This is a genomic window from Streptomyces sp. NPDC088097 (assembly GCF_044741845.1).
Classification (GTDB): domain Bacteria; phylum Actinomycetota; class Actinomycetes; order Streptomycetales; family Streptomycetaceae; genus Streptomyces.
Genome location: NZ_JBIUTJ010000005.1, coordinates 18,065 through 42,337, shown reverse-complemented (window position 1 = coordinate 42,337; position 24,273 = coordinate 18,065). Strand labels below are relative to the sequence as shown.

Genomic DNA, 24,273 nt, shown 5'->3' with positions numbered 1-24,273 from the left:
GCCCGCGTCCGGCCATGCGTCCCTCCGGCGGGTTCCCCACCCGTTCGGGCACGCCGCCGCCGTGAGGGCACACTGAACCCATGTCGATTCACCAGAACCTGCTCGGGGGCCCCGCCCCCACCCACCTGCCCGACGAGCCCGGCCCCCGCGAGGCCCTCGCCGCCGGCACCGACCCGGCCGAGGTGGCCGCCGCCCACCCGACGTCCTCCCTCGCCTGGGCCGCCCTCGCGGACCGGGCCTTCGCCGCCGGGAGCACCGTCGAGTCGTACGCGTACGCCCGTACGGGCTACCACCGCGGCCTCGACTCGCTGCGCCGCGCCGGCTGGAAGGGCCACGGCCCGGTGCCGTGGGAGCACGAGCCCAACCGCGGCTTCCTGCGCGCCCTGCACGCCCTGGCCCGCGCGGCCGGCGCGATCGACGAGAAGGAGGAGTACGAGCGCTGCTCGACCTTCCTGCGGGACTCCTCCGCGACGGCGGCGGACACCCTCGCGTAGGGGACACGCTCGGGTAACCGTCGTCCGGCTGCCCTAGAGGGGTTCCGGATCCCCTGTTTATGATGCGAGCAGGGGACCGGGGCTCCACTTACCTCACCGGAAGGAGCGGACCGCTACCCGGAAGCACGTGTCGAGGAGACAGAAATGTCGCAAGCCCTTGATGCCTCCGGAGCCGGTTCGGACACCCCGAACCTCGACTTCGCCGGCACCACCCCCTACGAGGACTACGTCCAGGCCGACGTCCTCACCCACCTCCAGCACCTGCGCTCGGACGACCCCGGCGAGATGGTGTTCCTCGTGACCACCCAGGTCATGGAGCTGTGGTTCACGGTCATCGTCCACGAGTGGGAGACCGCCGCCCGCGCCCTGCGCGAGGACGACATCCCCGTCGCGATGGACGCGCTGAAACGATCCCTCCGCGAGCTGGAGGCCCTCAACGCCTCTTGGCGCCCCCTGGCCCAGCTCACCCCCGGCCAGTTCAACTCCTACCGTTCGGCGCTCGGCGAAGGTTCAGGCTTCCAGTCCGCGATGTACCGCCGGATGGAGTTCCTGCTCGGCGACAAGTCGGCCTCGATGCTGGTCCCGCACCGCGGCGCCCCGCGCGTCCACGGCGAGCTGGAGAAGGCCCTCCAGGAGCCCAGCCTCTACGACGAGACCCTGCGCCTGCTCGCCCGTCGCGGCCTGCCCGTCCCGCCCGAGGTCCTGACCCGCGACCTGGCCCTGCGGTACGAGCCCTCGCCCGCGGTCGAGGCCGTCTGGACGGGCCTGTACGCCGAGCCCGCCGGCGACCAGGGCGACCTGCACCGCCTCGGCGAGGTGCTGACGGACGTCGCCGAGCTGGTCTGGCGCTGGCGCAACGACCACCTCGTCGCCACCCGACGCGCGATGGGCGCGAAGACCGGCACCGGCGGCTCCGCCGGGGTGGCCTGGCTGGAGAAGCGCGCCACGAAGAACGTCTTCCCCGAGCTGTGGACGGCGCGCAGCTATGTCTGACGCGACCGCGAACCGGGTCGGGACACCCGCGCGGGCCGCCGACTCGGCCGACTCGGCCGACTTCGCCGGCCTCGCCGCACGCGCCGCCCGCCTCGACGCCGAGGACGGCCTCGGCAAGCTGCGCGAGCGCTTCGCCCTCCCCGAGGACCTCGTCTACCTCGACGGCAACTCCCTCGGCGCCCTTCCGGCCGCCGTACCGGGCGCCGTGGACGACGTCATACGCCGCCAGTGGGGCGAACTGCTCATCCGCTCCTGGGACGAGAGCGGCTGGTGGACCGCCCCCGAGCGGATCGGCGACCTCCTCGCCCCGCTCGTCGGCGCCGCCGCCGGCCAGGTGACCGTCGGGGACTCCACCAGCGTCAACCTGTTCAAGGCGCTGGTCGGCGCCGCCCGGCTGGCGGCCCCCGGCCGCACCCGGATGCTCGTCGACGCCGCCACCTTCCCGACGGACGGCTACATCGCCGCCTCGGCCGCCCGGATGACCGGTCTGGAGGTCGTCCCGGTCGAGCCGGGCGAGGTCCTCGGCGCGCTCGGCGACGACACCGCCGTGGTGCTGCTCAACCACGTCGACTACCGTTCCGGCCGCCTCCACGACCTGCCCGCCCTCACCGCCGCCGTCCACGCGGCCGGTGCGCTCGTCGTCTGGGACCTGTGCCACTCCGCCGGCGCCCTGCCGGTCGGGCTCGACGCGCACGGGGTCGACCTCGCGGTGGGCTGCACGTACAAGTACCTCAACGGCGGCCCCGGCGCCCCCGCCTACCTGTACGTGGCCGCCCGCCACCAAGACGCCTTCGACTCGCCGCTGCCCGGCTGGAACAGCCACGCCGAGCCCTTCGCGATGACGCCGGAGTACGTGCCCGCCCGGGGCGCGGCCCGGGCGCGGGTCGGGACGCCGGACATCCTGTCCATGCTGGCCCTGGAGGCGGCCCTCGGCGTGTGGGAGGGGGTGCGGATCGAGGAGGTCCGCGCCAAGTCCCTCGCGCTGACGGACTTCTTCCTGGAGTGCGTGGCCGCGTACGTCCCGGCGGGGAAGGTCGAGGCCGTCACCCCGCGGGAGCACGGGGAGCGCGGCAGCCAGGTCTCGCTGCGGTGCGCGAACGCCCGCGAGGTCATGGCCGAGCTGATCGCGCGCGGGGTCGTCGGGGACTTCCGGGCCCCCGATGTGCTGCGTTTCGGGTTCACCCCGCTGTACGTCGGATTCGCCGACGCCGAGCGCGCGGCGCGCACTCTGGGTCACATTTTCGGGTGACGGGGGCGCATTAGGCAGCGAAACGTCACTGCGACCGGCGGGCGGGGCTACGGCCCCGCCCGCCCTCGTACGGGCCCGTCCCGGCGGTTGGCGGCGGGTTCCGGGCTGATACGGTCCCGCTCTGCCGGATGACCGGAACAACCGGAACATCTGTCCCCGCTGTCCCACGCGTTACCCGAGAGGTTGGCCCGATGACGGACCCCGCAGTCGAACGGGACGCCGCCGAGGCCGCCTCGGCCTTCGCGCACCCCCCGGTGGCTCCGGACGCGAGCGCCTCGTACGGGGAACACCCCGACCAGGTCGTCGACTTCTACGCCCCGCGCGGGGACCCGGCCGGTCCGGCGCCGCTGGTCGTCCTGCTGCACGGCGGGGCCTGGCGGGCCCCCTACGACCGGCACCACGTCACCCCCTTCGCGGACTTCCTGGCCCGGCGGGGTTTCGCGGTGGCCAACGTCGAGTACCGACGCGGGAGTTCGCTGCCGCACCAGGGCGCCGGCGGCCCGGTGGCGGGACGCTGGCCGGAGACCTTCGACGACGTCGCCGCCGCCATGGACGCCCTGCCGCGCCTGGTCACGGCCGCCTTCCCCGCCGCCGACCCGCACCGCACGGTGGTCACGGGGCACTCCGCCGGCGGCCACCTCGCGCTGTGGGCCGCCGCCCGGCACGTCCTGCCGGCCGGCTCCCCGTGGAGGCTGCCTTCCCCGCCGCCGCTGCGGGGCGTGGTGGCACTGGCCCCCATCGCGGACTTCGCGGTGGCGGAGGAACTCGACGTCTGCGGCGGCGCGTCCGCGCAGCTCCTGGGCGGACCGGAGCACTGGGCGGCCCGCCTCCCGCACGCCGACCCCGCCGCCCTCCTCCCGACGGGCATCGCCACCGCCGTGGTCCAGGGGCGCGAGGACATCGTGGTCCCGGAGGCGGTCGCGGAGTCGTACGTGGCCGCTGCCGCGAAGGCGGGCGAGATGGTCGGCCTGACCCTCCTGGACGGGGTCGGTCACTTCCCGCTGATCGACCCGGCGGCGGACGCCTGCGCGGTGGTCTGCGAGGAGATCTCCCAGCTGGCCTGGTAGAGCCCGACGGCGCGGTGCAGGAGCAGCGCGTGCACGAAGCGGGCCTCGTGGGTGGGCGGACACCGCCAAGCGAGCGGCCAAGCCCCGTCGAGGCACGGCACGGGCAGGTACGTGGTCCGCCGGGGGCCCGAGGTGAGCCGGGTGAACCCGGGCGGCCACATCCGGTACTGGGCGGACCCGACCGGGATCAGGAAGTAGACCGGCCGCCGCCCGTTGCTCTGCTCAAGGATCGGCCCGGGGTCACCCCCTGTGAGCATGACGAGGAGATCGGCGAGATCCCTTCCCATGTCACCGTCCACACGTAGCGCGTCAAACAGCACCCCGGCCTTGCGGATGGCGACCCCGTCGGCCGGAACCCAGCTGGGGGCGGGGGAGTTGGGGGCGTCACTTTCAGTGTTCATGGGTCAAGGGTGGTGGGCCGGCACTACCGTTTTCCAGGGCGTGGACTCAAGGGCTCTGAATGGTAGAAACTCGGGCTGCGCTGGTCGTGTTCGGTTGAGTTCGGTTGAGTTCGAGGGTGATCCGATGGCGAAGTCGGCGAACAAGGAATCGGCGGGGGGCGCGGCCCGGCTGGTGGCGCATTTGGTGAAGGCGTTCCGTGAACGGGAGCGGCTGACCCAGAAGGAGTTGGGCGGCCTGTTGGGTTACTCGGCGGCGGCGGTCAGCGCGGTGGAGACGGGTGCGCAGCCCGCAAGCGACGAAATGTTGGTTGGCCTGGAGGCCAACATCGGTGCGGGTTTGGGTGTGTTCGAGGCCGCTCGCGAGCTGGTCCGACTGGACAAGTACCCGGTGCAGTTCCAGGGCTACATCGCTTTGGAAGAGAAGGCCCTGACCTTGTCGGTGTACGAGCCTCACGTGATCAACGGGCTGTTCCAGACGAGGGAATACGCCCATGCCCTCATCGCCGGCGGTTATCCCGTCCTGTCGGATCATCGGGTCGAGGAGCTGGTCGAGGCCAGGATGGATCGCACGGCGCTTTTCGAACGGGATCCCGTGATGCTCATCGAGCTGATCCTGGACGAGTCGGCGCTGGCGCGGGGCATCGGCTGCGCCACCGTCATGGGTGCCCAGCTGACGCGTCTGGCTCACCTGGGTAGGCGCCGCAACGTCACCGTCCAGGTTCTGCCGCTCGAATGCGGCTTCTCGGGCGAGCATGCCGGCGCCCGTGGAGGAATGACGCTCCTGGAAACCGCTGAACACGAACGGCTCGTCTACATGGAAGCCCAGGACGAGAGCCTCGTGATCAGTGACCCGGCCAAGGTGAGCATGTATTCACAGCGGTATGCGAAGATCCGCGCACAGGCCCTTGGTCCACGTGAATCGTTGGGCCTCATCGAGCGGTTGGCGGGAGAGCGACAATGATCACCCCCCTGCGGTGGTTCAAGTCCAGCTACAGCAGCGACGCGGGCGGCCAATGCGTCGAGGTCGCCTATACCTGGCGGAAGTCGAGCCACAGCGACTCCAGCGGCGGCGCGTGCGTCGAGATCGCGGCCTGTCCCCACGCCGTCCACGTCCGGGACTCCAAGAATCCCGGGCCCACCCTCAGCCTCGCCCCCGCCGCGTGGGCGGGCTTCGCCGGGTGGGCGGCGGGGTCGTAGGTCCCGGGCCGGGTGTCAGTTCTTGGGATCGGTCGGCTTGTGGCCCGGGTAGACGTGGTCCGGGGCCACGATGGAGGTGACCGCCTCGCCGAACAGGGTGCTCGGTTCCTGGCCGCCGACCGTGACGTCGGTGTTCAGCTCGATCACCATCGTGGCATCGGCCTCGGGGAGGTAGACGGTCAGGGTCTCGTAGCCGGGGATCGACCCGTTGTGGCCGATCCAGCCCTGGACGTTGAAGATGCCCAGGCCGTAGGAGGCGCCGGGGATGACCCCGATGGGCTGTGTCTTCAGGCGCTCGGCCTGGGTCGCGGGCTTCAACAGGGTGCCCGTGGCGACGGTCTTCGCCCAACTGCGCAGGTCATGGAGGTTGGAGATCATCGCTCCGGCGGCCCAGGCCCAGGACGGGTCCCAGTTCGTGGAGTTCACGATCTTCCCCGAGAGGCTCTGGTTCGTGTAGCCCTGCGGGTGCGGGTCGGGGTACTGCTTGCCGGTCGGGAACAGGGTGCCGCCCAGGTTGGCCGGCACGAGGACGTCCTGGTTGATGACCTCGCGCAGCGGCCGGCCGGTGATCTTCTCGATCACCAGGCCGAGCAGGATCAGGTTGGTGTTGGAGTACTCGAACTTGGCGTCCGGAGCGAAGTTCACCGGGTGCTTGAAGGAGTACGCGAGCAGGTCCTTCGGCGTGAAGACGCGGTCGGGGTTCGTCAGGAGGGCCTTGTCGAAGGCGGGGTCCTCGCTGTAGTTGAAGAGCCCGCTGCGCATGCCCGCCAGCTCCCGCAGCGTGATCTTGTCGCCGCTCGGGACGCCGGAGACGTACTTTCCGATGGGATCGTCCAGGCCGACCTTCCCCTGGTCGACCAGCTGGAGCAGGGCCGTGACCGTGAACGTCTTGGTCTCGCTGCCGATGCGGAAGTTCAGGTCGGTCTTCATCGGTGCGCCGGTCGCCTTGTCGGCCACGCCGAAGGCCTTCACGTAGCTGCCCTTGCCGGGGGCCCACAGGCCCACGACCGCGCCCGGGACCTTGGTCTCGCGCAGGGTCTTGGCGATGGCCGCGTCCAGCTTGGCCTTGACGGCCGGCGTCAGCTCGACGAACCCGTTGTCGGCGGACGGTGACGGAGTGGCGGCCGCGTATGCGGCGCTCGCGCCCAACGGGGTGATGAGGGCGGTCGTCGCGGCGGCAGCCACGCAGGCCCGGCGCAGACGTACGAGGGTTGGGTTCACCGCACAGCCTCCTGTCGTCCGGGGGAGCCGGAAGGCACTTCTCAGGCTAGGGCCGAGTGGGTGAAGGCGCGCGTCGGCCCCGTGGCCTCTCGGCGGGCACGCCGAAGGGGCGGGACGCGTGGGCGTCCCGCCCCTTCGGGGGTGTGCGGTGGGGCCTGGTGCCTAGAGGAACGAGTTGATCTCGATCGTCTCGGTGCGGCCGGGGCCGACGCCGATGGCGGAGATCGGGGCGCCCGACATCTCCTCCAGGGCCTTCACGTACGCCTGGGCGTTCTTGGGGAGGTCCGCGAAGGTCTTGGCCTTCGTGATGTCCTCGGACCAGCCCGGGAGGGTTTCGTAGATCGGCTTCGCGTGGTGGAAGTCGGTCTGCGAGTAGGGGAGCTCCTCGACGCGCTTGCCGTCGATCTCGTACGCGACGCAGACGGGGATCTCCTCCCAGCCGGTCAGCACGTCCAGCTTGGTGAGGAAGAAGTCCGTCAGGCCGTTCACGCGGGTCGCGTAGCGGGCGATCGGGGCGTCGAACCAGCCACAGCGACGGTCGCGGCCGGTGGTCACACCGCGCTCGCCACCGATGCGGCGCAGGGCCTCGCCGTCCTCGTCGAACAGCTCGGTCGGGAACGGACCCGCGCCGACACGCGTGGTGTAGGCCTTGAGGATGCCGATGACGCGGCTGATCTTCGTCGGGCCGACGCCCGCACCGGTGCAGGCGCCACCGGCGGTCGGGTTCGAGGAGGTGACGAAGGGGTACGTGCCGTGGTCGACGTCGAGCAGCGTGCCCTGGCCGCCCTCGAAGAGCACGACCTTGTTCTCGTCGAGCGCGTTGTTGATGATCAGGGTGGTGTCGGCGACGTAGCCCTTGATCTGCTCCGCGTACTGGAGCATCTCCTCGACGATCGCGCCGGCCTCGATCGCGCGGCGGTTGTACAGCTTCGTGAGGAGCTGGTTCTTGCCCTCCAGCGCCGCTTCGACCTTCTGGGTGAGGATCGACTCGTCGTAGAGGTCCTGGATCCGGATGCCGACGCGGTTGATCTTGTCCGCGTAGGTCGGGCCGATGCCGCGACCGGTCGTGCCGATCTTCCGCTTGCCGAGGAAGCGCTCGCCGACCTTGTCGAGGGTGACGTTGTACGGCGTGATGACGTGCGCGTTACCGCTGATCAGCAGCTTCGAGGTGTCGATGCCGCGCTCGTTCAGGCCGCGCAGCTCGGAGAGCAGGACGGCCGGGTCGACGACGACACCGTTGCCGATGACCGGGGTGCATCCGGGGGAGAGGATGCCGGAAGGGAGAAGGTGCAGCGCGTACTTCTGGTCGCCCACGACGACCGTGTGGCCGGCGTTGTTGCCACCCTGGTAGCGCACTACATAGTCAACGGATCCACCGAGCAGGTCGGTGGCCTTTCCCTTGCCCTCGTCACCCCACTGAGCTCCGAGCAGCACAAGAGCGGGCACAGGCGTACACCTCTTCCGGATGGGGCATGTCCAAGGTCAGGGGGCGTACGACGATGTACACCGCAGGCTGAGCCGTCGGACCGGGTGCCCCGGAATAGACGAAGGCCCTGGCGCAATAGCGCAAGGGCCTCTTGCACAAAGATGCTACCCGAGGAAGGACCGAGGTGTCGGCTCCAGAGCCCGCCATGAGCCAAGCGGGTGCGCCGGTAGGCGGCCTGCTCGTGCTCGTCGACCCGGTCGCCCGCCGTCTTGACGGCGAGTCCGTGCGAATCGCGAAGGATGTGTTGTCAGCGGGGGCATCGGCGAAAATCTGCCTTCCCGATTCGCAGGAGGAATTCGCGCGGGCCCTCGCCCGCCGGGGCCATCGTCGGCCCGTGATCGTGGGTGACGATCGGGCGCTGGTGCGCGCCGTGGGCCTGCTGCACCGGGAACGGGGGCTCGGGGAGGCGACCGTCTCGCTGGTTCCGGTGGGGCCGGTGGCCTCCCTGTCACTGGCCCGGTCGCTCGGCGTGCCGCTGTCGGCGGTGCTGGCCGCGCGCGCCGCCCTGGACGGGATCCCGCGGCCCTTGGACCTCCTCGTGGACGACAGCGACGGGGTGGTGCTGGGCGGGCTGCGGATCCCGCGGCTGCCGCGCTCCGCGCCGCCGTCGCGCTGGGGCGGGACGTACCGCTCCCTGCTGCGCACGCTGCGGCCCGAGCCGGAGGCGTTGGCGTACCGGCTCCGGGTGGAGGCGGACGGGGTGGTGCTGGTGGACCTGGACCAGCCGGTCGAGGACGTCGCCGTACGGACCGGGCAGGGCGGCGGCGCCGTGGAGGTCGTCGTCCGGGTGGCGGGATCCGGACCGCTGACGGGGCGGGCCGAGGTCGTGACGGTGTCCGGGTCGGACTTCCGCTACCGCGCCGACCACGCCCCGGCCGGGCCCGTGCGCAGGCGTACGTGGACCCGGCGGGCGGGGGCGTGGTCGCTGACACTGCCGAAGGAGACGACCTGGCCGTCCTGACCCGGCCGGTTCGACCCGGCTGTTTTGACCTAGCGCGAGGCGGCGAGGTCCGTGGCCGCGGCTTCGATCAGGTCGGTGACGGGGCCGGGCTGTGAGGCCAGGGAGGCGTGCGAGGCGTCCAGCTCGATGGTCTTGCGGGGGTTGATCCGTTCGGCCATCATCCGCTCGGTGTCCGGGTGGATCATGCGGTCGGCGGTGGACACCTGGTACCAGGAGGGCTTCGCGCGCCAGGCGGGCTCGCCGGTGACCGGGTCGCCGAAGGTGGAGCCGAGCGGGGCCTTCTGGGTCACGGCCATGACGCGCGCCTCCTCCTCGGAGAGGTCCTGCGCGAAGCTCTCGCGGAAGACGTCCCGCCCGATCCAGAGGTAGCCGTCGGAGTCCGGGGCGATGTTCGCGAAGGCGGCGGGCGGGCGCTGCTCGCTGAGGGCGCCGGGGCTCTCGTCGGTGTCGGGGGCGAAGGCGGCGATGTAGACCAGGCCCGCCACGTTCGCCAGGGTGCCCGCCTGGGTGATGACCGCGCCGCCGTAGGAGTGGCCGACCAGCAGGACCGGTCCGTCGATCTGGCGGACCATCTTCCGGGTGCGCTCGGCGTCGTCCGCGAGGGAGGTCAAGGGATTCTCGACGGCGTGGAGGTCCTCGAAGCCGCGTCGGTGGAGTTCGGTGATCACCTTGGCCCAGTGGGCGGCGCCGCCCCAGAAGCCGTGGACGAGGACGATGGCGGGCTTGGACGTGTCGGCCATGACGGGCCTTTCTCGGAGGGGGCTCGGAGGAGACACGGAGGGGGCTCGGGGGGCCGGGCATCGAGCGGGTCAGGGGCGGGCGCAACGGATCTGGCGGTGTCGGGTCGGGCGTCGGCGGGTCACATGGGTTCGAGGACGGACAGGACGTTCCCGGCCGGGTCCTTGAACCAGGCGATGGTCGGCCCCCTCGGGTCGCGGACGACGCCCTTGTCGTCGGTGCCCTCGGCGAACGCGGGGTACCGCTCGAAGTCGACCCCGCGCGCGGTCAGCGCGTCGACCGCCGCCGCGACGTCGGGCACGGGGAAGTTCAGGATGGTGAAGCTCGCGGGCGCGTGGTCGTCCTTCGGGTACACCAACACCGTGGTGTCGCCCGCGAGGTGCAGGAGGAGCATGCCGTTCTCCTCGGAGACGCGCAGGCCCAGGGTGTCGCCGTAGAACGCCTTGGCCCTGGCGATGTCGTTCACCGAGAACCCGCTGAATGCCTTGGTGTCTTCGAACATGACCGGTCCTTCGACATGTCGACCTGCGGGGACCCCTCCTTCATCGTCCCCCCGGGGCCGGCACCCGTCGAACGGACGGGACGGCCTGGGCGCACGTCGAGGAGACCCCGGGCGCCGTGGAGTTCCGCGACACCGAACTCTGCGACGCCTCGGCCGCCACCGGCCCGCGTTACGGCAGGTCGAGGTCGAGGTCGAGGGTGGCTCGGTGGACGCGCCAGCGGTCCATCATGAGGAGCATCTCGCCCTGGAGGAACTCGAAGAACGCCGCAGTCTCCGCGACCCGCGCCCCCGCCGGAGTGCCCTCGCCCAGGCCGGCCGCGCCGTCGCGCAGGGTCTTCTCCCAGAGGGTGAGCACCTGGTCCCGGCGGGTGAAGGTCTCGTACCAGAGCTCGTTGTGCAGGACGTAGCGGTCGCGGCGGGAGCCCGGCTCGCGCTCCCGGCTGACCATGTTGACCTGCGTCAGGTACGCCACCGCGCCCGAGACCGCCGCCGGGCTGATCCGGAGCGATCCGCCCAGCTCGGCCGAGGTCATCGCTCCGCCGTCACTCGCGAGGAGCCGTGCGAAGACCCGGGCCGCCATGCGCTGCATGCCCGCCTCGGTGAGCTGCGCGGCGAACCGCTCCACGAAGCGGGAGACCGCTTCCTCGTCCCGTACGTCCATTGCTTCCGCCACCCCACCGACTCTACGCCAGACTTCACATCCTTCCCGACCTTCATAATTTTGTGAAAGTAGCGTACGTTCGGAAGCATGACGAAGGCCATCAGCGTCGCCGGACTCCACAAGTCGTTCGGCCGCGCGTCCGCTCTGAACGGGCTCGATCTCGACGTCGCCCCCGGCGAGGTGCACGGCTTCCTCGGCCCCAACGGCTCCGGCAAGTCCACCACCATCCGGATCCTCCTCGGCCTGCTGCGCGCCGACGCGGGAACCGCCACCCTGCTCGGCGGCGACCCCTGGGCCGACGCCGTCTCCCTCCACCGCCGCATCGCCTACGTGCCCGGCGACGTCACCCTCTGGCGCAACCTCTCCGGCGGCGAGGTCATCGACCTCCACGGGCGGCTGCGCGGCGGACTCGACCCGGCCCGGCGCGCCGAGCTGATCGAGCGGTTCGAACTGGACCCGACCAAGAAGGGCCGTACGTACTCCAAGGGCAACCGGCAGAAGGTCGCCCTCGTCGCGGCCTTCGCCTCCGACGCCGAACTGTTCGTCCTCGACGAGCCCACCTCGGGCCTCGACCCCCTCATGGAGGAGGTCTTCCAGAGGTGCGTCACCGAGGCCCGCGACGCCGGCCGGACCGTCCTGCTCAGCTCGCACGTCCTGAACGAGGTCGAGACCCTCTGCGACCGGGTCAGCATCATCCGCGCCGGCCGCACCGTGGAGAGCGGCACCCTCGCCGAGCTGCGCCACCTCACGCGTACGGTCCTCACCGCCGAGCTGTCCGCGCCGCCGAACGGCCTCGCGCGGCTGCCCGGCGTGCACGACGTGGACGTGCGCGGGCTGCGCGTCAGCCTCCGGGTCGACGCCGGCGCACTGGACGCCGTACTGCGCTCCCTGACCGCCTCCGGCGTCCGCTCGCTGACCTCGACCCCGCCCACGCTGGAGGAACTGTTCCTGCGGCACTACGCGCAAGGGGCGCGGCCATGAGGGGAACTCCGCTCGCCGGGACCGGCGCCCTGCTGCGCTTGGCCCTGCGCCGCGACCGGGTGCTGATCCCGGTGTGGGTGCTCGCCACGGCGGGACTGGTGGTGAGCATGCCCCGCTCGCTCGGAGCCGTCTACGGGACCGCCGCCGAACGGGCCGCCACCGCCGTTTCCATGAACGCCAACGGCTCCATGCGCGCCCTGTACGGGCCCGTCTTCGGGGATTCCCTCGGCGCCCTGACCGCCTGGCGCATCGGCGTCTACGGGGCGCTGCTCGCCGCCGTGACCGGCCTCACCGTGGTCGTACGGCACACCCGCGAGGAGGAGGAGAGCGGTCGTCAGGAACTGCTCCGCGCCGGTGTGGTGGGGCGCGCGGCCCCGCTCACGGCCGCGCTGCTGGCCGCCCTCGTGGCCGAGTCGGCCCTCGCGCTGCTCGTGGCCGGCGGGCTCGCGGGTCACGGCGCGGCCGGGGCGCTCGCGCTGGGCGCGGCCATCGGGGGCGCCGGGCTGGTCTTCGCGGGGGTCGCGGCCGTCGCCGCGCAACTGACGGAGAGCGCCCGGGCCGCGAAGGGGCTCACGGCCGCCGCGCTGGGCGCCGCGTACGTCCTGAAGGCGGCCGGGGACGCGGGCACGCCCGGCGGGGAGTCGGCCCTGACCCGGCTGTCGCCGCTGGGCTGGGTGGAGTACGTACGGCCCTTCGCCGGCGAACGCTGGTGGGTGCTCGCCCTGTTCGCCGCCGCCGCGACGGTCTCGACGTGCGCCGCGTACGTCCTCGCGGGACGCCGGGACCTCGGCATGAGCTTCCTGCCGGCCCGGCCCGGTCCCGCCGTCGGACGCCTCGGGTCGGCGGGCGCGCTGGCCCGGCGGCTCCAACGCGGCGGCCTCCTCGGCTGGAGCGCGGCCTTCCTCGCCGCCGGGACCGCCTTCGGGAGGATGGCGAGCGGGGCCGCCGAGGTGGTCGGCGGCAACGAGAAGACCCGTCGGATCATCGAGCGGATGGGCGGCCAGAGCGGGCTCACCGAAGCCTTCCTCGCGGCCATGGCCGGGCTGTTCGGGCTGGTCGCCGCCCTGTACGTGGTCTCCTGCGCGCTGCGCCCGTACGCCGAGGAGACCTCCGGGCGCGCCGAGCCGCTCCTCGCGGGCCCCGTGGGGCGGCTGCGCTGGGCCGGCGGGTACCTCGCCGTCGCCTTCGGGGGCTCCGCGCTGATCCTGGCGGTGGCCGGGGTCGGGCTGGGGCTGGGCCACGGTTCCGCCGTCGGCCCGACGATCGGGGCCTGCCTGGCGCAACTCCCGGCGGTGTGGACGGTCGGGGCCGTCACCGTCCTGCTGTACGGGCTCGCCCCGAGGCTCGCGCCGGCGTCCTGGGGCGTGGCCGGGGTGCTGCTGGCCCTCGGCTGGGTCGGCCCGGCCCTCGACCTCCCCCGGGCGGCGCTGAACCTCTCGCCCTTCGCCCACCTGCCCAAACTCCCGGGCCCGGCCGGTCCGGACTGGACCGTGCTGCTCGCCCTGACGGCGGTGGCCGCGGTCCTCACGGCGGCCGGTCTCGCCGCGCTGCGCCGCCGCGACCTCGCAGGGTAGACCGGCCCGCACGGCCGCGTGGGCATCCTCGGAATATCGCCCGTACACCGATCGCCGGCGGGATGTACTGCCGTACGGACTGCCCTCCGCCGGGGGAGGGCACGGCAGTCGGGGCGTACGTGTGATGGGCGCAGATCTGGTCCGGGAGTCCGCCTCGGCGGGCCGCGTGGTGCTGTGGGAGGAGTCGGCGCGCGACGGCGCGCAGGCGAAGACCCTGATGGGCGCCGACTTCAGGGTCCGGCTGGCACGGGAACAGGGGCGGATCTTCGGGGCGGACGGGCCGCGCCACGTGGTGTTCGCGGCAGGCTTCCCGGCCGTGTGCGCCGAGGAGTTCGAAGCCGTACGGCGGGTCGCGCGGGAGGCCGAGGGCGCGGTGAGCGTGGCCGCGGTGTGCCGGGCCACCCGGGACGACGTACGCCAGGCCGTCGCCTCGGTGCGGGGGAGCGCGCACGCCCGGGTGATGGTCGTGGCGCCGGCCTCCGAGGCCATGGCCCGGGTGATGACCCACACCGGTGCCGCCGGGGCGCTGGCCGCCGCGGTCGACCTGGTCAAGGCGGCCCGGGACCAGGACGACGCCGTGGCCCTCGACGTCTGCTTCGCCGACGCCTCGCGCGCCGACCACGGCCTGATGGGCCGGTACGCGGCGGAGACGACCGCCGCCGGAGCGGGCGTGGTGGTCCTCGCCGACACGGTGGGGGAGCAACTGCCGCAGCAGGTCGAGGGAATGTTCACGGCCGTCCGGTCGGCCGCCGGCGCGGACACCGTGCTCGCCTCCCACCTCCACAACGACCTCGGGCTGGGGCTCGCCAACACCCTCGGGGCGCTGCGGGCCGGGGTCCGGGTGCTGTCCAGCGCCTGGCTGGGCCTGGCGGAGCGCAGCGGCATGGTCGCGACCGAGCAACTGCTCTTCCTGCTGGCCTACCGGGCGGACCGGACGCGTGAGTTGCTGGGACTCGGGGCGGCGGGGTTGGTGGGGTCGGTGGGCGTGGCGGGGTCGGTGGGGTTGGCGGGGGCCGGGGCGCGGGTGGGGGGTGACGGGGGTGGGCCGTGGTGGACCGAGCCGGATCTGACCCGGCTCCCGGGGATCGCCCGGATGGTGTCGGACGAGACCGGGGTGCCGCTCACCGTGACCACCCCCATCGTCGGCTCGGGGGTGGGCAGCATCTCCACCGGCACTCCGTTCGTGCACCCCGAGCTGTTCCAGCCCTTCGATCCGGAGCGTCTCCTCGGCATCGAACCCCAGGTGGTGCCGACCCAGTTGGCCAGCGCCCGCGTGGTCACCGCCGTCGCCGCCCGACTCGGGCACACCCTCGACGCCGGGCAGGCGCGGGCCGCGATGGCCTGGGTGAAGGCCCGGGCCTTCCGCACGGGGCGGGCCGTCGTGGACGAGGCCGCCTTCGCCGCCTACCTGGACGGCCTCCTGCACGGCTCGGCCGATGCGACGGGAGCTGCCTCGTGAACGCGGGCACGGGGGAAGGGTTCGGGGCCGGGGCCGGGGCCGGGGCCAGTGGCGGGGCCGTGGGTGGGGCCGTGGGTGGGGATGCGGCTCGGTGGTGGTTGGGGCGCGGGGCGGGGGTGGTCCTGCCCAACCCGGCTCCGCTGACGCACGTCGTGGCGGGGACCGATCCGTCCGCCGTCAACACCGCGAAGGGGCGGCCCGCCGGCCAGGCCGTCGCGCTCTGGTCCCACGACCGGGCCACCTTCGCCGAGGTGGCGGGCGTACTGGACCTGTCGGACCGCCACACCTCCCTGGCCGGGCTGTTGTTGGAGGAGGAGCGGGTGACGCTGCTGGTCCCCGTCCGGACCGGTCCGGGGCGCCCCGAATGGCTGGCTCCGGCGACCAAGGACGGCTGGACCCTGTTGTTCGGGACCCGTTGGGAGCCGCTGCTCCCCGTACTGGATCCGTTCCCGGTCCTGTACGTCTCCAGCGCCAACCGCACCGGTCTGCCGCCCGCCGGCTGCGTCGCGGCGGCCCTGGAGATGTTCCCGTCGACCCCCGTCCTGGGCGATGACGCGGGTGCGGAGGCGGGCACGGACCCCGGCGCCGGCGCGGCCGTGGGGCGACGGGCCACGACCACCCTGCGCCTGGACCGGGACGGCGGGCTGACCCTCCACCGCCACGGGGCGCAGGACCACCCGTACCCGACGGCGGAGGCCTACCTCGCCCACCTCCGCGACCGGCCCCGCTTCCGCGGCCTGCTCTAGAACTCCACCAGCAGTTCGCGCAGGCCGCGGATCACGTACCCGTCGTGCCAGGCCGGCTCCCGGACCAGGCGAGGGGGTGGCAGGCCCGGGGGCAGGAGGGCGGCGAAGGACGAGGTCAGTTCCAGGCGGGCGAGGGGCGCGCCCAGGCAGTAGTGGATGCCGGCGCCGAAGGTGAGGTGCGGGTTGTCGGCGCGGGTGAGGTCGAGGTCGTCGGGGTTCTCGAAGCGGGCCGGGTCCCGGTTCGCGGACCCGAAGAGGAGCGCGACCTCGGCCCCGCGGGGGATCAGGGTGTCACCGATCCGGATGTCGTCGAGCACCCAGCGTTCGAACATTTGTAGGGGTGTGTCGAAACGCATGAGTTCATCCACAGCTGTGGATAACTTTTCGAGATTCGGAAATCCGGGGTCGGAGCGAAGGGCTTCGAGCTGCTCGGGATGACGGAAGAGGGCCCACCAGCCGTTCACCGTCGTGTTGACGGTCGCCTCGTGCCCGGCGTTCAGCAGCAGGACGCAGGTGGAGATCATCTCCTGCTCGCTGAGCCGGCCGTCGTCGTCGTGGGCGGCGATCAGGCCGGAGATCAGATCGGAGCCCGGGCGTCCGCGCCGGACGGCGATCAGCTCCCGCAGGTACGCGCTGAACTCCACACTCGCCGCCACCGCCCGACGAGCCGTTTCCAGGGACGGCTTCAGCTCGAACATCCCGCAGATGTCCGCCGACCAGGGCCGCAGCAGCCCCCGGTCCGACTCGGGGATCCCCAGCAGCTCCGCGATCACCGCCACCGGAAGCGGCTCGGCGACCGCCGTCAGCAGATCCCCGCCTCCGGCGGCCCGCAGAGCGTCCGTCAGCTCCCCGGCCAGCCGGCGGACGGACGGCGCGAGCCGCTCCACGGTCCTCGGGGTGAAGGCCTTCGCCACCAACCTGCGCACCCGCGCGTGCGCGGGATCCTCCAAGTCCAGCAGGCCGTTGCCGTTCAGCACGTGGAAGGGCTCGTGCTCGGGCGGAGGCGCCTCCTGCCCGAACTCCTCGTGGCCGAAGCGGTGCAGATACGTACGCCCCAACCGCCGGTCCCGCAGCAAGGCGCTCACATCGGCGTGATGCGGCACCAGCCACTGCCCGGTCGCCTCCGACCACACCGCCCGCCCTTGCGCCCGCAGCTCCCGGTAGGCGGGGTACGGATCGGCGACGAAGGCGGCGTCCCACGGATCGAACTTCATCCCGGCAGCCTAAGCCGGAGTCACCAGCCTGGTCTCGTAGGCGTACACGGCCGCCTGGGTGCGGTCCCGCAGGCCCAGCTTCACCAGGATCCGACTCACATGGGTCTTGATCGTGGACTCCGCCACCAGCAGCCGGTCCGCTATCTCCGCGTTGGACAGCCCCTGCGCGATCAGTACCAGGACCTCCGTCTCACGCTCCGTCAGTTCCGTCACCCCGGCCGGATCGGGCGATTTCGGCGCGTCCGACAATTTCGAGAACTCCACGATCAGCCGCTTCGTCACCGAAGGGGCCAGCAGGGCCTCGCCGGCCGCGACCACCCGCACGCCCTCCGCCAACTGCCGGGCCGAGGCGTCCTTGAGCAGGAACCCGGACGCCCCCGCCCGCAGGGCCTGGTACACGTACTCGTCGAGGTCGAAGGTCGTCAGGACCAACACCTTCGCGTCCGTGTCGGCCGCCACGATCTGCCGGGTCGCCTCCAGACCGTTCATCTCCGGCATCCGGATGTCCATCAGCACCACGTCCGGCCGCAGAGCGGCCACCTGGGCGATGGCCTGACGGCCGTCGACCGCCTCCCCGACCACCTCGATGCCCTCCATCGCGTTCAGCAGGACGGAGAAGCCCTCACGCACCATCATCTGGTCGTCGACGATCAACACCCGGATCGTCATGACGGCTCGTCCTGCGGTCGCGGCCGGGCGGACACCGGTATGAAGACCGCGACCTCGTACCCGCCTTCCGGACTCTCGCCGGCCGTCATTTCCCCTTCCAACATGGCCACCCGCTCCCGCATCCCGGTGATTCCGTGCCCGGCCCCCGGCGAAGGAGCCACGTCCCCCACCGCCGGACCGTTGACGACCCGTATCCCCAGACCGCCCAGCACGTACGAGACCTCCACCGCGGCCACCGCCCCCGGCGCGTGCCTCAGGCTGTTGCTCAACGCCTCCTGGATGATCCGGTACGCCGACAGCTCCACACCCTGCGGCAGCTCGCGCACCGCACCCGTGACGGTCTTCTCCACACTCAGGCCGGCCTCCCGCACATTGGCCAGCAATCCGTCGAGCGAGGCCAACGTGGGTTGCGGGGCGTCCGGTGCCTCGTAGTCCGAGGACCGCACCACACCCAACACCCGCCGCAGCTCGGTCAGCGCCGCCACCGCGTTCTCCCGGATGGTGACGAACGCCGCCTCCAGCTCCGGCGGCGGATTCTTCACCCGGTACGGGGCGGCTTCCGCCTGGATCGCCACCACCGACATGTGGTGCGCGACCACGTCGTGCAACTCCCGGGCGATCGTCGTCCGCTCCTCCAAGAGGGTGCGCCGGTCCCGCTCGAATGCCGTCACCTCCAGCTGCGCCGTGACCTCCTGCTTCGCGTCGCGGCGGGTGTTGCGGACGGTGATGGCCAACAGCCCGATCGCGAGCATGAAGGCGATCGGCGCCACCGCCACGCCCCGGTCGTCACCGAGCAGGGCGGGCAGGGCCGTCCCGTAGACCACGGTGATGACCCACATCCACGCGGCGACCCGGGGGCGGGTCCGCATCGCGACGAACAGGACCACGGCGAGATAGGCGAGGAAGGTGCTCGGCGACCAGGGCCAGGTGATGTCCCGGTCAGTGAAGATCGAGAGCACCGTGGTGACCGCCAGCGCCGCCCAGAAGGCGGCCACCGGCCGCACCAGGGTCAGCAGGACCGGCACCGCGGCCATCAGCCCCATCACCAGCGACTGGAGCGGGGGTATGGAACCCAGGTTGCTGACCCCCGCCAGCGGGACGACGATGAAGGCCGTGGCCGCCACCACCGCGTGCGGAAGGAAGCGGGCATTCGCCCGCATCGACTTCGGCAGGTGCCGGATCATCCGCCCGTTCGTAGGCATCGGGGCGAGCGGCCGGTAGTGGAACACGTCGGTGAAGAGGTCGTCGCGCAGGCTCTGGATGAAGCCCGAAGCCATCCGCAATTCGGGTGGCCGGGGGGTGGCCCCGGGGGTCGTCTCGGTCATGTTCAAACCGTAGGCGGCCCGCTCTCTCGCCCGCGTCGGCGTCAAAGGGGATTTCCCGGGGTCCCCCGCAAGTACTACGCGGGGCCCTCAGTAGCCCGTCGGACGGATCAGGCCCGTCTCGTACGCGAACACCGCGGCCTGGGTGCGGTCCCGCAGGCCCAGCTTCACCAGGATCCGACTCACATGGGTCTTCACGGTCTGCTCGGCGACGATCAGGTGCTGTGCGATCTCCGCGTTGGACAGGCCCTGGGCGATCAGCGACAGCACCTCGGTCTCCCGCTCGGTCAGCTCGTCGATCCGCGTCTTGGAGGGAGCCCGCGGCGCTCCCATCCGGGAGAACTCGGTGAGCAGCCGCTTGGTGATGTTCGGCGACAAGAGGGCCTCACCGGCCGCCACCACCCGTACCGCCTCCGCCAACTGATCGGCCGAGGCGTCCTTCAACAGGAAGCCGGAGGCCCCCGCGCGCAGGGCCTGGTAGACGTACTCGTCGAGGTCGAAGGTGGTCAACACCAGCACCTTCACCGCCGAACCCGGCACGCCCGTGATGAGGGAGGTGGCCTCGATCCCGCCCATCCCCGGCATACGGATGTCCATCAGGACCACGTCCGGCTCCAGCTCGGCCACCTGCGCGACGGCAGCGGCGCCGTCCACCGCCTGACCGACCACCTCTATGTCCGGCTGGGTGTTCAACAGCACGGTGAATCCCTGCCGGACCATCACCTGGTCGTCGGCGATCATCACCCGGATCGGAGTGCTCATATGTCCTTCTTCGGTTCGGAGGAGGAGCCGCCGGGCGGGTCCATGGGAAGTACGGCGCTCACCTCGTAGCCGCCCTCGGGGCGGGGACCGGCGGCCAGCTCGCCCCCCAGCATGCCCGCCCGCTCCCGCATGCCGAGCAGCCCGTGCCCGGCGCCCTGCGAGACCGGGACCGGCCGCGTCGGGGCGGTGTTGGCGATGCACAGGTGCAGGTCTCGCGGCCCGTAGGCGATCCCCACCTCCACCCGTGAACCAGGGGCGTGACGGAGACAGTTGCTCAAGGCCTCCTGCACGATCCGGTACGCGGTGAGTTCCACCCCCGGCGTCAGCGGACGCCGTAGGCCCGCCACCTCGGTGGTGACGTCCAACCCCGCCCCCCGGACGTTGTCCACCAGGGCGCCCAACTCGGCCAGAGTGGGCTGCGGGTGATGCGGATCGGCGGGATCGTCGGCGGACTCGGAACGCAGCACCCCCAGCACCCGACGCAACTCCGTCAGCGCTTCGAGGGCGTTCTGTCGGATGCCCGCCAGGTTCTCCTTCAGCTCCTCCGACGGGTTCTCCACCAGGTGCGGTGCGACCTGTGCCTGGATGGAGATCACCGACATGTGGTGGGCGACGACGTCGTGCAGCTCCCGGGCGATCCGGCTGCGCTCCTCCAACAGGGTCCGGCGGGCCCTTTCCTCCTCGGTCAGCGTCTCCTGCACGACGAGCTGCCCCCGGGCCAGTCGCAGCGCGCGCATCGCGTACCCGAGGAGGCCGGCGACGACGAACGCGATGGCGGCCACGAAGAAGCTGGATGAGCTGCCCTGCGGCTTGAGGGAGATCTCGACCAGGCCCGTGCCGGCCAAGGGGATGGTCACGATCAGGGCCGTGATCCGGGCCGGCACGCGGAGGGCGGCCAGCAGGATCACCGCGGCGTAGGCGAGGTAGCCGACCGGCATCCAAGGCCAGGGCTGCCCATTCCAGTACGGGAGGTTGGCCGCCGTGGCGGGGTAGTCGATGGGCTTGCCGGGCCAGTCCCAATCCTGCTTGACCTGGATCCGGAGTGTCCAGGCGAGCAGCGCGCCCGCGATCAGGCCCAGCCACCAGCCGGCCATGGGGCGCAGCATCGCGAGGACGATGGGCACCCCGGTCAGCAGGGACAAGGCCACGGCGGGGCCGCCGGTGACGTCGTAGTTGTCATCGAGCTGCATGTTGGTGAGGAAGGCGAAGTACACGGCGACGTAGACGACCAGCACGTGGGGCAGCAGGGCCAGCCAGCGGGGCCGGGACATCCGGGGGAGCGGGTCACGCCGCAGGGTGAACAGCTCCTGAGTCAGGCCGCGGTGCGCGGCCGGGCCGGAGGACGACAGTGCGCTCTGCGGCGCGGGCTGATGGGTCACACGGGCCACCCTAGGCACGGGAACCCACCCGGGCTCCGGAGGGAGGCCGGGGTGCCCGCCGGGCCGGGCGATCCCCGACAGCGGTGCCGGACAAGGCTGTTGCCGCCGTCGCTGCGGTGGCCGAAGGCGTGCTCGTTCCCGGGAGCGGGATGACACGACCGGCCCGGCCACCGCGTTCGCGGGGCTGCTCGTAGACGTGGAAGGCGGCCCAGCAGACGGCCAACGCGGCGGCGAACACGGGGAGCCACATCAGTCGGGCCGCGACCCACCCGGCGGAGTCCGGAGCGGTGTGCAGCCCGGGGAGGTCGGTGGAGAACAACATCCCCAGCGCGGTGACGGACATCATCGCGGTCTGGTGCCAGAGGAAGACGGTCATGGCCGACAGGTTCATCAGGGCCACCTTGGCCCACGTCCGAGGGCGTGCCATGGCCCGCGCGAGCGGCTCGCGCAACAGCAGGGCCAGTCCGCACTGGGCCAGGCCGAAGGTGACGGCGGCCAGCGTCGGCGGGTTCAGGTTGGAGACGGCCGCCCCCGGAACCCCCACCATGGAGGCCGGGTACCCGCCCCACACGATCAGCACGACGGTGGCGGCCACGCCCCCGCCCAGCAGGAACAGGGCCGGGCGGCGCCGGGTGAACGCGCCCCGGGACCAGGCGGCCCCCAACGTGTAGGGGACGAGCCAGCCGGCGGCGACATTGACCCAGCCGATCCATTCGGGCCCGCCGAAGCCGAACCGCCACACATCCACCCCCGCCACGACGGCCACCGGCCACACCGGAGCGAGCCGGGCGACGAGCGGGGTCGCGGCCGTCAGCGCCGCGAAGACGAGCAGGAACCACAGGGGCGACCACACCAACTTGAGCAGCGTCCGCACGGTGTCCGGCCCCGCCCCGCCCAGCAGCAGAGCCCCCGCCACGAGGGCCCACAGCGCGACCACCGCCGCCACCGGCCGGAACAGCCGCCCGAGGCGCTGCCCCACCCAGGTCCCGTAGGACACCCCACGGGCCCGCGCCGACGCGTACCCCTGAGCGGCGACATGACCGCCGACCAGGAAGAACACGGCCAGGGTCTGGAACACCCAGGAGACCGGGGCCAGCCAGGGCATGTGGGCCAGCGGACTGGCGCCCCGCAGATCGCCACCGGAGGCGTTCAGCGCGGTCACCAGCCAGTGCCCGAGCACCACACCCAGGATCGCGAAGGCCCTCAGGGCGTCCACGCTCCGGTCCCGGTGGGCCGGGGTCGCGCGGTCGACGCGGTCCGCGAGGGCGGACCAGCGGGAGCGGAGCTCAGGCATGAGGGGCCTCCGGGCCGAGGGCGGAGGGGACGCTCCGCGCGGGGTTGCTCGTGTGGGTGCTCGGGGTGGTGGTGGGAGGCCCGAGAACGATGCGGGCCAGGCTGTCGAGGGAGCGGGTGCCGGGCTTGAGGTAGTCGCTGTGCCGGACGGCGCCGGCGGCGAAGGGCCGGGCACCGAAGGCCGGGTCCACGGGATCGGTGCCGAACCCGACCCCGGCGAAGCGGACATGGGGGACGTTGCCGATCCAGTCCCCGCTGCCCCGGCCCGCCCACACCCGGGCTCCGGTCGGGAGCCGGTCGGCGGACGGGACGCCCGTGCCCGGGCTGCCGTAGAGCACCACGTCACTCACCTCAGGGCCGGTCGCCGTACGGGCGCACACCACCGAGCCGTACGAATGGCACAGCAGCGAGATGTGGACCCCGGGCGTGGCCAGTCTCCGCAACCGGCTGAGGAACGGCTCCAGTTCGGCGGCGGCCTCTTCGGCGCGGGTGCTGGTCAGGACGGTCGTGCCGACGGTCTCGGGGGTGTCGTACCCGAGCCAGGCGACCACCGCCGAGCGGGGCTGTTCGGCCCGGAGGCGCTCGTGGAGGGAGAGCGCCCCTTCGCGAAAGCGCTGGTAGGTGTCGAGGGTGGTGTCCGAGCCGGGTATCAGGACGGCGACCCGCTCGGCGCTCGCCAGATCCCCGAACACCTCCACGGCCCGACCCCGCCCCCGCCCGTCGAACGAGAGGAACCGGCCCGGGCCCTGCGGCGGCGCCGCCATCGCCCGCAGCTTCGCCGCCCTCTCGTCGCGCCCCGCGTCCTGAGCCATCCGGACCGCCTCCGCGAGGTTGCCGAGATTCGCGGCGTAGCGGTCCTGAGCGCTCGCGCTCTCGGAGAACGCCACCGCCGCGGGCGCCGGGACCGGCGGCGAAGCGGCCGCCGTCACCGGCACCACCACTGCCCCGGCCACGAGGCAGGCCAACAGAACACGGCGCGCACGTCCCCTGCGGGCGCCCCCGACCCCGCCCCCGGTCGCGGGCGCGGTTCCATCGGCCTCTGCTTCCGCCGCTGTCTCTGCCGCTGTCTCTGCCTCTGCGTTTGCCCTTGCGGCGGCGCGGATCCCCCTGCTCATGACGGCGGCCCTCTCCCTGGTCCCTCGCTCCGAGCGGGCAATCGCACGCTCTGGTAACGAAGTTAGGAATCAGGAGCCCTCGCCCGCGTCACGCTGCGGACCGGACCTCACACGTAGCTCTCAGGTATGACGACCACTACCTGAGAACCAGCTCCAGCCCCCATGACCGGCCCACAACCAAACCCACCACCAAACCCGCAACAGCCCCACAACACCCCACCACCGCCCTAGGGTCGGGGGATGGAAGAGACCGGCACCGACTGGCGCGACGACCGCATCGGCAGCGCTCACCGCGGCGAGAACCCCACCGTCCTGCGCCGTCTCGACTCCGGCTTCGCCGTCATCGGAGACCGGCAGTTCCTGCCCGGATACTCGCTCCTGCTCGTCGACGACCCCGCCGTGAGCCGCCTCTCGGGCCTGCCTCGGGCGCGCCGCACCGCCTACCTCGCCGACCTGGACCGCCTCGCCGAGGCCGTCGAGCGTGCCTGCGCCCGCCTCGACCCGGCCTTCCGCCGCGTGAACATCGAGATCCTGGGCAACGCCGACCCGTACCTCCACGCGCACATCTGGCCCCGCTACGACTGGGAGCCGGCGGACCGGCTCACCCGTCCGGTGTGGCTCTACGAGGACGAGGAGTGTTGGCGCGGGCTACGGCACGCCCTGGCACCCCGCCACGACGGGCTGCGCGCCGCCGTCACCGAAGAACTGGACCGGCTCACCGGCTGACGGCCCGGCCCGCAGCCCCGGGCAGCCACAGGGCCCACGGGGCCTACAGGGCCCACGTGGCGT

The 24,273-nt window shown here is 72.3% G+C and carries 25 protein-coding genes; 12 read left to right on the top strand and 13 right to left on the bottom strand.

The annotated features are described in order from the left end of the window. The first annotated feature begins 80 nt into the window (after nucleotides 1-80). From ACIOD1_RS17585 to ACIOD1_RS17570, 4 genes are all read left to right on the top strand, one after another. A complete protein-coding gene (locus ACIOD1_RS17585; RefSeq protein WP_365615696.1) occupies nucleotides 81-494 on the top strand; it encodes a DUF3151 domain-containing protein in 414 nt (137 codons plus the stop codon). A 144-nt stretch (nucleotides 495-638) separates the two neighbouring features. Next, the gene (locus tag ACIOD1_RS17580) at nucleotides 639-1,487 is read left to right on the top strand and encodes a tryptophan 2,3-dioxygenase family protein (protein WP_365615693.1); all 849 of its coding nucleotides are present in this window, start codon (nucleotides 639-641) and stop codon (nucleotides 1,485-1,487) included. Then, nucleotides 1,480-2,736 carry a kynureninase gene (kynU, locus tag ACIOD1_RS17575; protein WP_401903152.1) on the top strand — a complete coding sequence of 419 codons (1,257 nt, stop codon included), beginning with the start codon at nucleotides 1,480-1,482 and terminating at the stop codon, nucleotides 2,734-2,736. Before ACIOD1_RS17580 ends, kynU begins: the two co-directional genes overlap by 8 nt. A 191-nt stretch (nucleotides 2,737-2,927) precedes the next feature. Next, complete coding sequence (locus ACIOD1_RS17570; protein ID WP_365615688.1) at nucleotides 2,928-3,803, top strand: alpha/beta hydrolase; 876 nt, start codon at nucleotides 2,928-2,930, stop codon at nucleotides 3,801-3,803. Here the strand turns inward: ACIOD1_RS17570 and ACIOD1_RS17565 are convergent. Beyond that, nucleotides 3,728-4,204, bottom strand: a complete 477-nt coding sequence (locus ACIOD1_RS17565) for a hypothetical protein (RefSeq protein ID WP_401903149.1) — start codon at nucleotides 4,202-4,204, stop codon at nucleotides 3,728-3,730. The genes ACIOD1_RS17570 and ACIOD1_RS17565 overlap by 76 nt on opposite strands. Nucleotides 4,205-4,328: 124 nt before the next feature. Between ACIOD1_RS17565 and ACIOD1_RS17560 the strand changes: the two genes are divergently transcribed. Beyond that, nucleotides 4,329-5,165, top strand: a complete 837-nt coding sequence (locus ACIOD1_RS17560; protein ID WP_401903146.1) for a Scr1 family TA system antitoxin-like transcriptional regulator — start codon at nucleotides 4,329-4,331, stop codon at nucleotides 5,163-5,165. After that, nucleotides 5,162-5,401 (top strand): DUF397 domain-containing protein, encoded by a 240-nt coding sequence (locus tag ACIOD1_RS17555; RefSeq protein WP_401903144.1) that lies wholly within the window; start codon nucleotides 5,162-5,164, stop codon nucleotides 5,399-5,401. Before ACIOD1_RS17560 ends, ACIOD1_RS17555 begins: the two co-directional genes overlap by 4 nt. Nucleotides 5,402-5,416: 15 nt before the next feature. Here the strand turns inward: ACIOD1_RS17555 and ACIOD1_RS17550 are convergent, their stop codons facing one another. Together ACIOD1_RS17550 and ACIOD1_RS17545 are read right to left on the bottom strand one after the other, a co-directional pair. Next, the gene (locus tag ACIOD1_RS17550) at nucleotides 5,417-6,622 is read right to left on the bottom strand and encodes a serine hydrolase domain-containing protein (protein ID WP_365615676.1); all 1,206 of its coding nucleotides are present in this window, start codon (nucleotides 6,620-6,622) and stop codon (nucleotides 5,417-5,419) included. A 162-nt stretch (nucleotides 6,623-6,784) separates the two neighbouring features. After that, a complete protein-coding gene (locus ACIOD1_RS17545; RefSeq protein ID WP_365615673.1) occupies nucleotides 6,785-8,068 on the bottom strand; it encodes an adenylosuccinate synthase in 1,284 nt (427 codons plus the stop codon). A gap of 185 nt (nucleotides 8,069-8,253) precedes the next feature. Here ACIOD1_RS17545 and ACIOD1_RS17540 point away from each other — a divergent pair, with 185 nt between their 5' ends. Beyond that, nucleotides 8,254-9,069 carry a diacylglycerol kinase gene (locus tag ACIOD1_RS17540; protein WP_401903142.1) on the top strand — a complete coding sequence of 272 codons (816 nt, stop codon included), beginning with the start codon at nucleotides 8,254-8,256 and terminating at the stop codon, nucleotides 9,067-9,069. A gap of 29 nt (nucleotides 9,070-9,098) precedes the next feature. On the opposite strand, the gene ACIOD1_RS17535 is transcribed toward ACIOD1_RS17540, so the two are convergent. The 3 genes from ACIOD1_RS17535 to ACIOD1_RS17525 form a co-directional block, all read right to left on the bottom strand. Further along, the gene (locus tag ACIOD1_RS17535; RefSeq protein WP_401903140.1) at nucleotides 9,099-9,809 is read right to left on the bottom strand and encodes an alpha/beta hydrolase; all 711 of its coding nucleotides are present in this window, start codon (nucleotides 9,807-9,809) and stop codon (nucleotides 9,099-9,101) included. Between the two features lie 119 nt (nucleotides 9,810-9,928). Continuing rightward, nucleotides 9,929-10,309 carry a VOC family protein gene (locus ACIOD1_RS17530; protein WP_365615664.1) on the bottom strand — a complete coding sequence of 127 codons (381 nt, stop codon included), beginning with the start codon at nucleotides 10,307-10,309 and terminating at the stop codon, nucleotides 9,929-9,931. Between the two features lie 169 nt (nucleotides 10,310-10,478). After that, on the bottom strand, nucleotides 10,479-10,970 hold the full coding sequence (locus ACIOD1_RS17525; RefSeq protein ID WP_365616203.1) for a MarR family transcriptional regulator: 492 nt from the start codon (nucleotides 10,968-10,970) through the stop codon (nucleotides 10,479-10,481). Between the two features lie 87 nt (nucleotides 10,971-11,057). Here ACIOD1_RS17525 and ACIOD1_RS17520 point away from each other — a divergent pair, with 87 nt between their 5' ends. From ACIOD1_RS17520 to ACIOD1_RS17505, 4 genes are all read left to right on the top strand, one after another. Further along, nucleotides 11,058-11,951, top strand: coding sequence for an ATP-binding cassette domain-containing protein (locus tag ACIOD1_RS17520; RefSeq protein WP_401903137.1), 894 nt, complete (start codon nucleotides 11,058-11,060; stop codon nucleotides 11,949-11,951). After that, the gene (locus ACIOD1_RS17515; RefSeq protein WP_401903134.1) at nucleotides 11,948-13,525 is read left to right on the top strand and encodes an ABC transporter permease; all 1,578 of its coding nucleotides are present in this window, start codon (nucleotides 11,948-11,950) and stop codon (nucleotides 13,523-13,525) included. The genes ACIOD1_RS17520 and ACIOD1_RS17515 overlap by 4 nt, the downstream gene beginning before the upstream one ends. 124 nt (nucleotides 13,526-13,649) lie before the next feature. After that, on the top strand, nucleotides 13,650-14,984 hold the full coding sequence (locus tag ACIOD1_RS17510) for a 2-isopropylmalate synthase (RefSeq protein WP_401903131.1): 1,335 nt from the start codon (nucleotides 13,650-13,652) through the stop codon (nucleotides 14,982-14,984). A gap of 116 nt (nucleotides 14,985-15,100) precedes the next feature. Then, on the top strand, nucleotides 15,101-15,730 hold the full coding sequence (locus ACIOD1_RS17505; RefSeq protein WP_401903129.1) for a hypothetical protein: 630 nt from the start codon (nucleotides 15,101-15,103) through the stop codon (nucleotides 15,728-15,730). On the opposite strand, the gene ACIOD1_RS17500 is transcribed toward ACIOD1_RS17505, so the two are convergent. The 7 genes from ACIOD1_RS17500 to ACIOD1_RS17470 form a co-directional block, all read right to left on the bottom strand. Then, nucleotides 15,727-16,944: a cytochrome P450 gene (locus ACIOD1_RS17500; protein WP_365615651.1), complete on the bottom strand. Its 1,218-nt coding sequence runs from the start codon at nucleotides 16,942-16,944 to the stop codon at nucleotides 15,727-15,729. The genes ACIOD1_RS17505 and ACIOD1_RS17500 overlap by 4 nt on opposite strands. Nucleotides 16,945-16,953: 9 nt before the next feature. Further along, entirely contained in the window at nucleotides 16,954-17,613 is a 660-nt protein-coding gene (locus ACIOD1_RS17495; protein WP_365615648.1) for a response regulator transcription factor, read from the bottom strand. Next, nucleotides 17,610-18,938 carry a histidine kinase gene (locus ACIOD1_RS17490; protein WP_365615645.1) on the bottom strand — a complete coding sequence of 443 codons (1,329 nt, stop codon included), beginning with the start codon at nucleotides 18,936-18,938 and terminating at the stop codon, nucleotides 17,610-17,612. Before ACIOD1_RS17490 ends, ACIOD1_RS17495 begins: the two co-directional genes overlap by 4 nt. An 87-nt stretch (nucleotides 18,939-19,025) precedes the next feature. Continuing rightward, on the bottom strand, nucleotides 19,026-19,697 hold the full coding sequence (locus ACIOD1_RS17485) for a response regulator transcription factor (protein WP_365615643.1): 672 nt from the start codon (nucleotides 19,695-19,697) through the stop codon (nucleotides 19,026-19,028). Further along, entirely contained in the window at nucleotides 19,694-21,076 is a 1,383-nt protein-coding gene (locus tag ACIOD1_RS17480) for a sensor histidine kinase (RefSeq protein ID WP_401903124.1), read from the bottom strand. The genes ACIOD1_RS17485 and ACIOD1_RS17480 overlap by 4 nt, the downstream gene beginning before the upstream one ends. Before the next feature lie 10 nt (nucleotides 21,077-21,086). After that, on the bottom strand, nucleotides 21,087-22,370 hold the full coding sequence (locus tag ACIOD1_RS17475; RefSeq protein ID WP_401903122.1) for an acyltransferase: 1,284 nt from the start codon (nucleotides 22,368-22,370) through the stop codon (nucleotides 21,087-21,089). Continuing rightward, entirely contained in the window at nucleotides 22,363-23,298 is a 936-nt protein-coding gene (locus ACIOD1_RS17470; RefSeq protein ID WP_401903120.1) for an alpha/beta hydrolase, read from the bottom strand. Before ACIOD1_RS17470 ends, ACIOD1_RS17475 begins: the two co-directional genes overlap by 8 nt. A gap of 426 nt (nucleotides 23,299-23,724) precedes the next feature. Here ACIOD1_RS17470 and ACIOD1_RS17465 point away from each other — a divergent pair, with 426 nt between their 5' ends. Then, a complete protein-coding gene (locus tag ACIOD1_RS17465) occupies nucleotides 23,725-24,210 on the top strand; it encodes an HIT family protein (protein WP_401903118.1) in 486 nt (161 codons plus the stop codon). The last annotated feature ends 63 nt before the right edge of the window (nucleotides 24,211-24,273 follow it).

Bases quoted from the DNA above. Each gene is read 5' to 3' on its own strand.
- ACIOD1_RS17585 (WP_365615696.1), top strand. From the start codon at position 81: ATGTCGATTCACCAGAACCTGCTCGGGGGCCCCGCCCCCACCCACCTG.
- ACIOD1_RS17580 (WP_365615693.1), top strand. From the start codon at position 639: ATGTCGCAAGCCCTTGATGCCTCCGGAGCCGGTTCGGACACCCCGAAC.
- kynU (WP_401903152.1), top strand. From the start codon at position 1,480: ATGTCTGACGCGACCGCGAACCGGGTCGGGACACCCGCGCGGGCCGCC.
- ACIOD1_RS17570 (WP_365615688.1), top strand. From the start codon at position 2,928: ATGACGGACCCCGCAGTCGAACGGGACGCCGCCGAGGCCGCCTCGGCC.
- ACIOD1_RS17565 (WP_401903149.1), bottom strand. From the start codon at position 4,204: ATGAACACTGAAAGTGACGCCCCCAACTCCCCCGCCCCCAGCTGGGTT.
- ACIOD1_RS17560 (WP_401903146.1), top strand. From the start codon at position 4,329: ATGGCGAAGTCGGCGAACAAGGAATCGGCGGGGGGCGCGGCCCGGCTG.
- ACIOD1_RS17555 (WP_401903144.1), top strand. From the start codon at position 5,162: ATGATCACCCCCCTGCGGTGGTTCAAGTCCAGCTACAGCAGCGACGCG.
- ACIOD1_RS17540 (WP_401903142.1), top strand. From the start codon at position 8,254: ATGAGCCAAGCGGGTGCGCCGGTAGGCGGCCTGCTCGTGCTCGTCGAC.
- ACIOD1_RS17535 (WP_401903140.1), bottom strand. From the start codon at position 9,809: ATGGCCGACACGTCCAAGCCCGCCATCGTCCTCGTCCACGGCTTCTGG.
- ACIOD1_RS17530 (WP_365615664.1), bottom strand. From the start codon at position 10,309: ATGTTCGAAGACACCAAGGCATTCAGCGGGTTCTCGGTGAACGACATC.
- ACIOD1_RS17525 (WP_365616203.1), bottom strand. From the start codon at position 10,970: ATGGACGTACGGGACGAGGAAGCGGTCTCCCGCTTCGTGGAGCGGTTC.
- ACIOD1_RS17520 (WP_401903137.1), top strand. From the start codon at position 11,058: ATGACGAAGGCCATCAGCGTCGCCGGACTCCACAAGTCGTTCGGCCGC.
- ACIOD1_RS17515 (WP_401903134.1), top strand. From the start codon at position 11,948: ATGAGGGGAACTCCGCTCGCCGGGACCGGCGCCCTGCTGCGCTTGGCC.
- ACIOD1_RS17510 (WP_401903131.1), top strand. From the start codon at position 13,650: ATGGGCGCAGATCTGGTCCGGGAGTCCGCCTCGGCGGGCCGCGTGGTG.
- ACIOD1_RS17500 (WP_365615651.1), bottom strand. From the start codon at position 16,944: ATGAAGTTCGATCCGTGGGACGCCGCCTTCGTCGCCGATCCGTACCCC.
- ACIOD1_RS17495 (WP_365615648.1), bottom strand. From the start codon at position 17,613: ATGACGATCCGGGTGTTGATCGTCGACGACCAGATGATGGTGCGTGAG.
- ACIOD1_RS17490 (WP_365615645.1), bottom strand. From the start codon at position 18,938: ATGACCGAGACGACCCCCGGGGCCACCCCCCGGCCACCCGAATTGCGG.
- ACIOD1_RS17485 (WP_365615643.1), bottom strand. From the start codon at position 19,697: ATGAGCACTCCGATCCGGGTGATGATCGCCGACGACCAGGTGATGGTC.
- ACIOD1_RS17475 (WP_401903122.1), bottom strand. From the start codon at position 22,370: ATGCCTGAGCTCCGCTCCCGCTGGTCCGCCCTCGCGGACCGCGTCGAC.
- ACIOD1_RS17465 (WP_401903118.1), top strand. From the start codon at position 23,725: ATGGAAGAGACCGGCACCGACTGGCGCGACGACCGCATCGGCAGCGCT.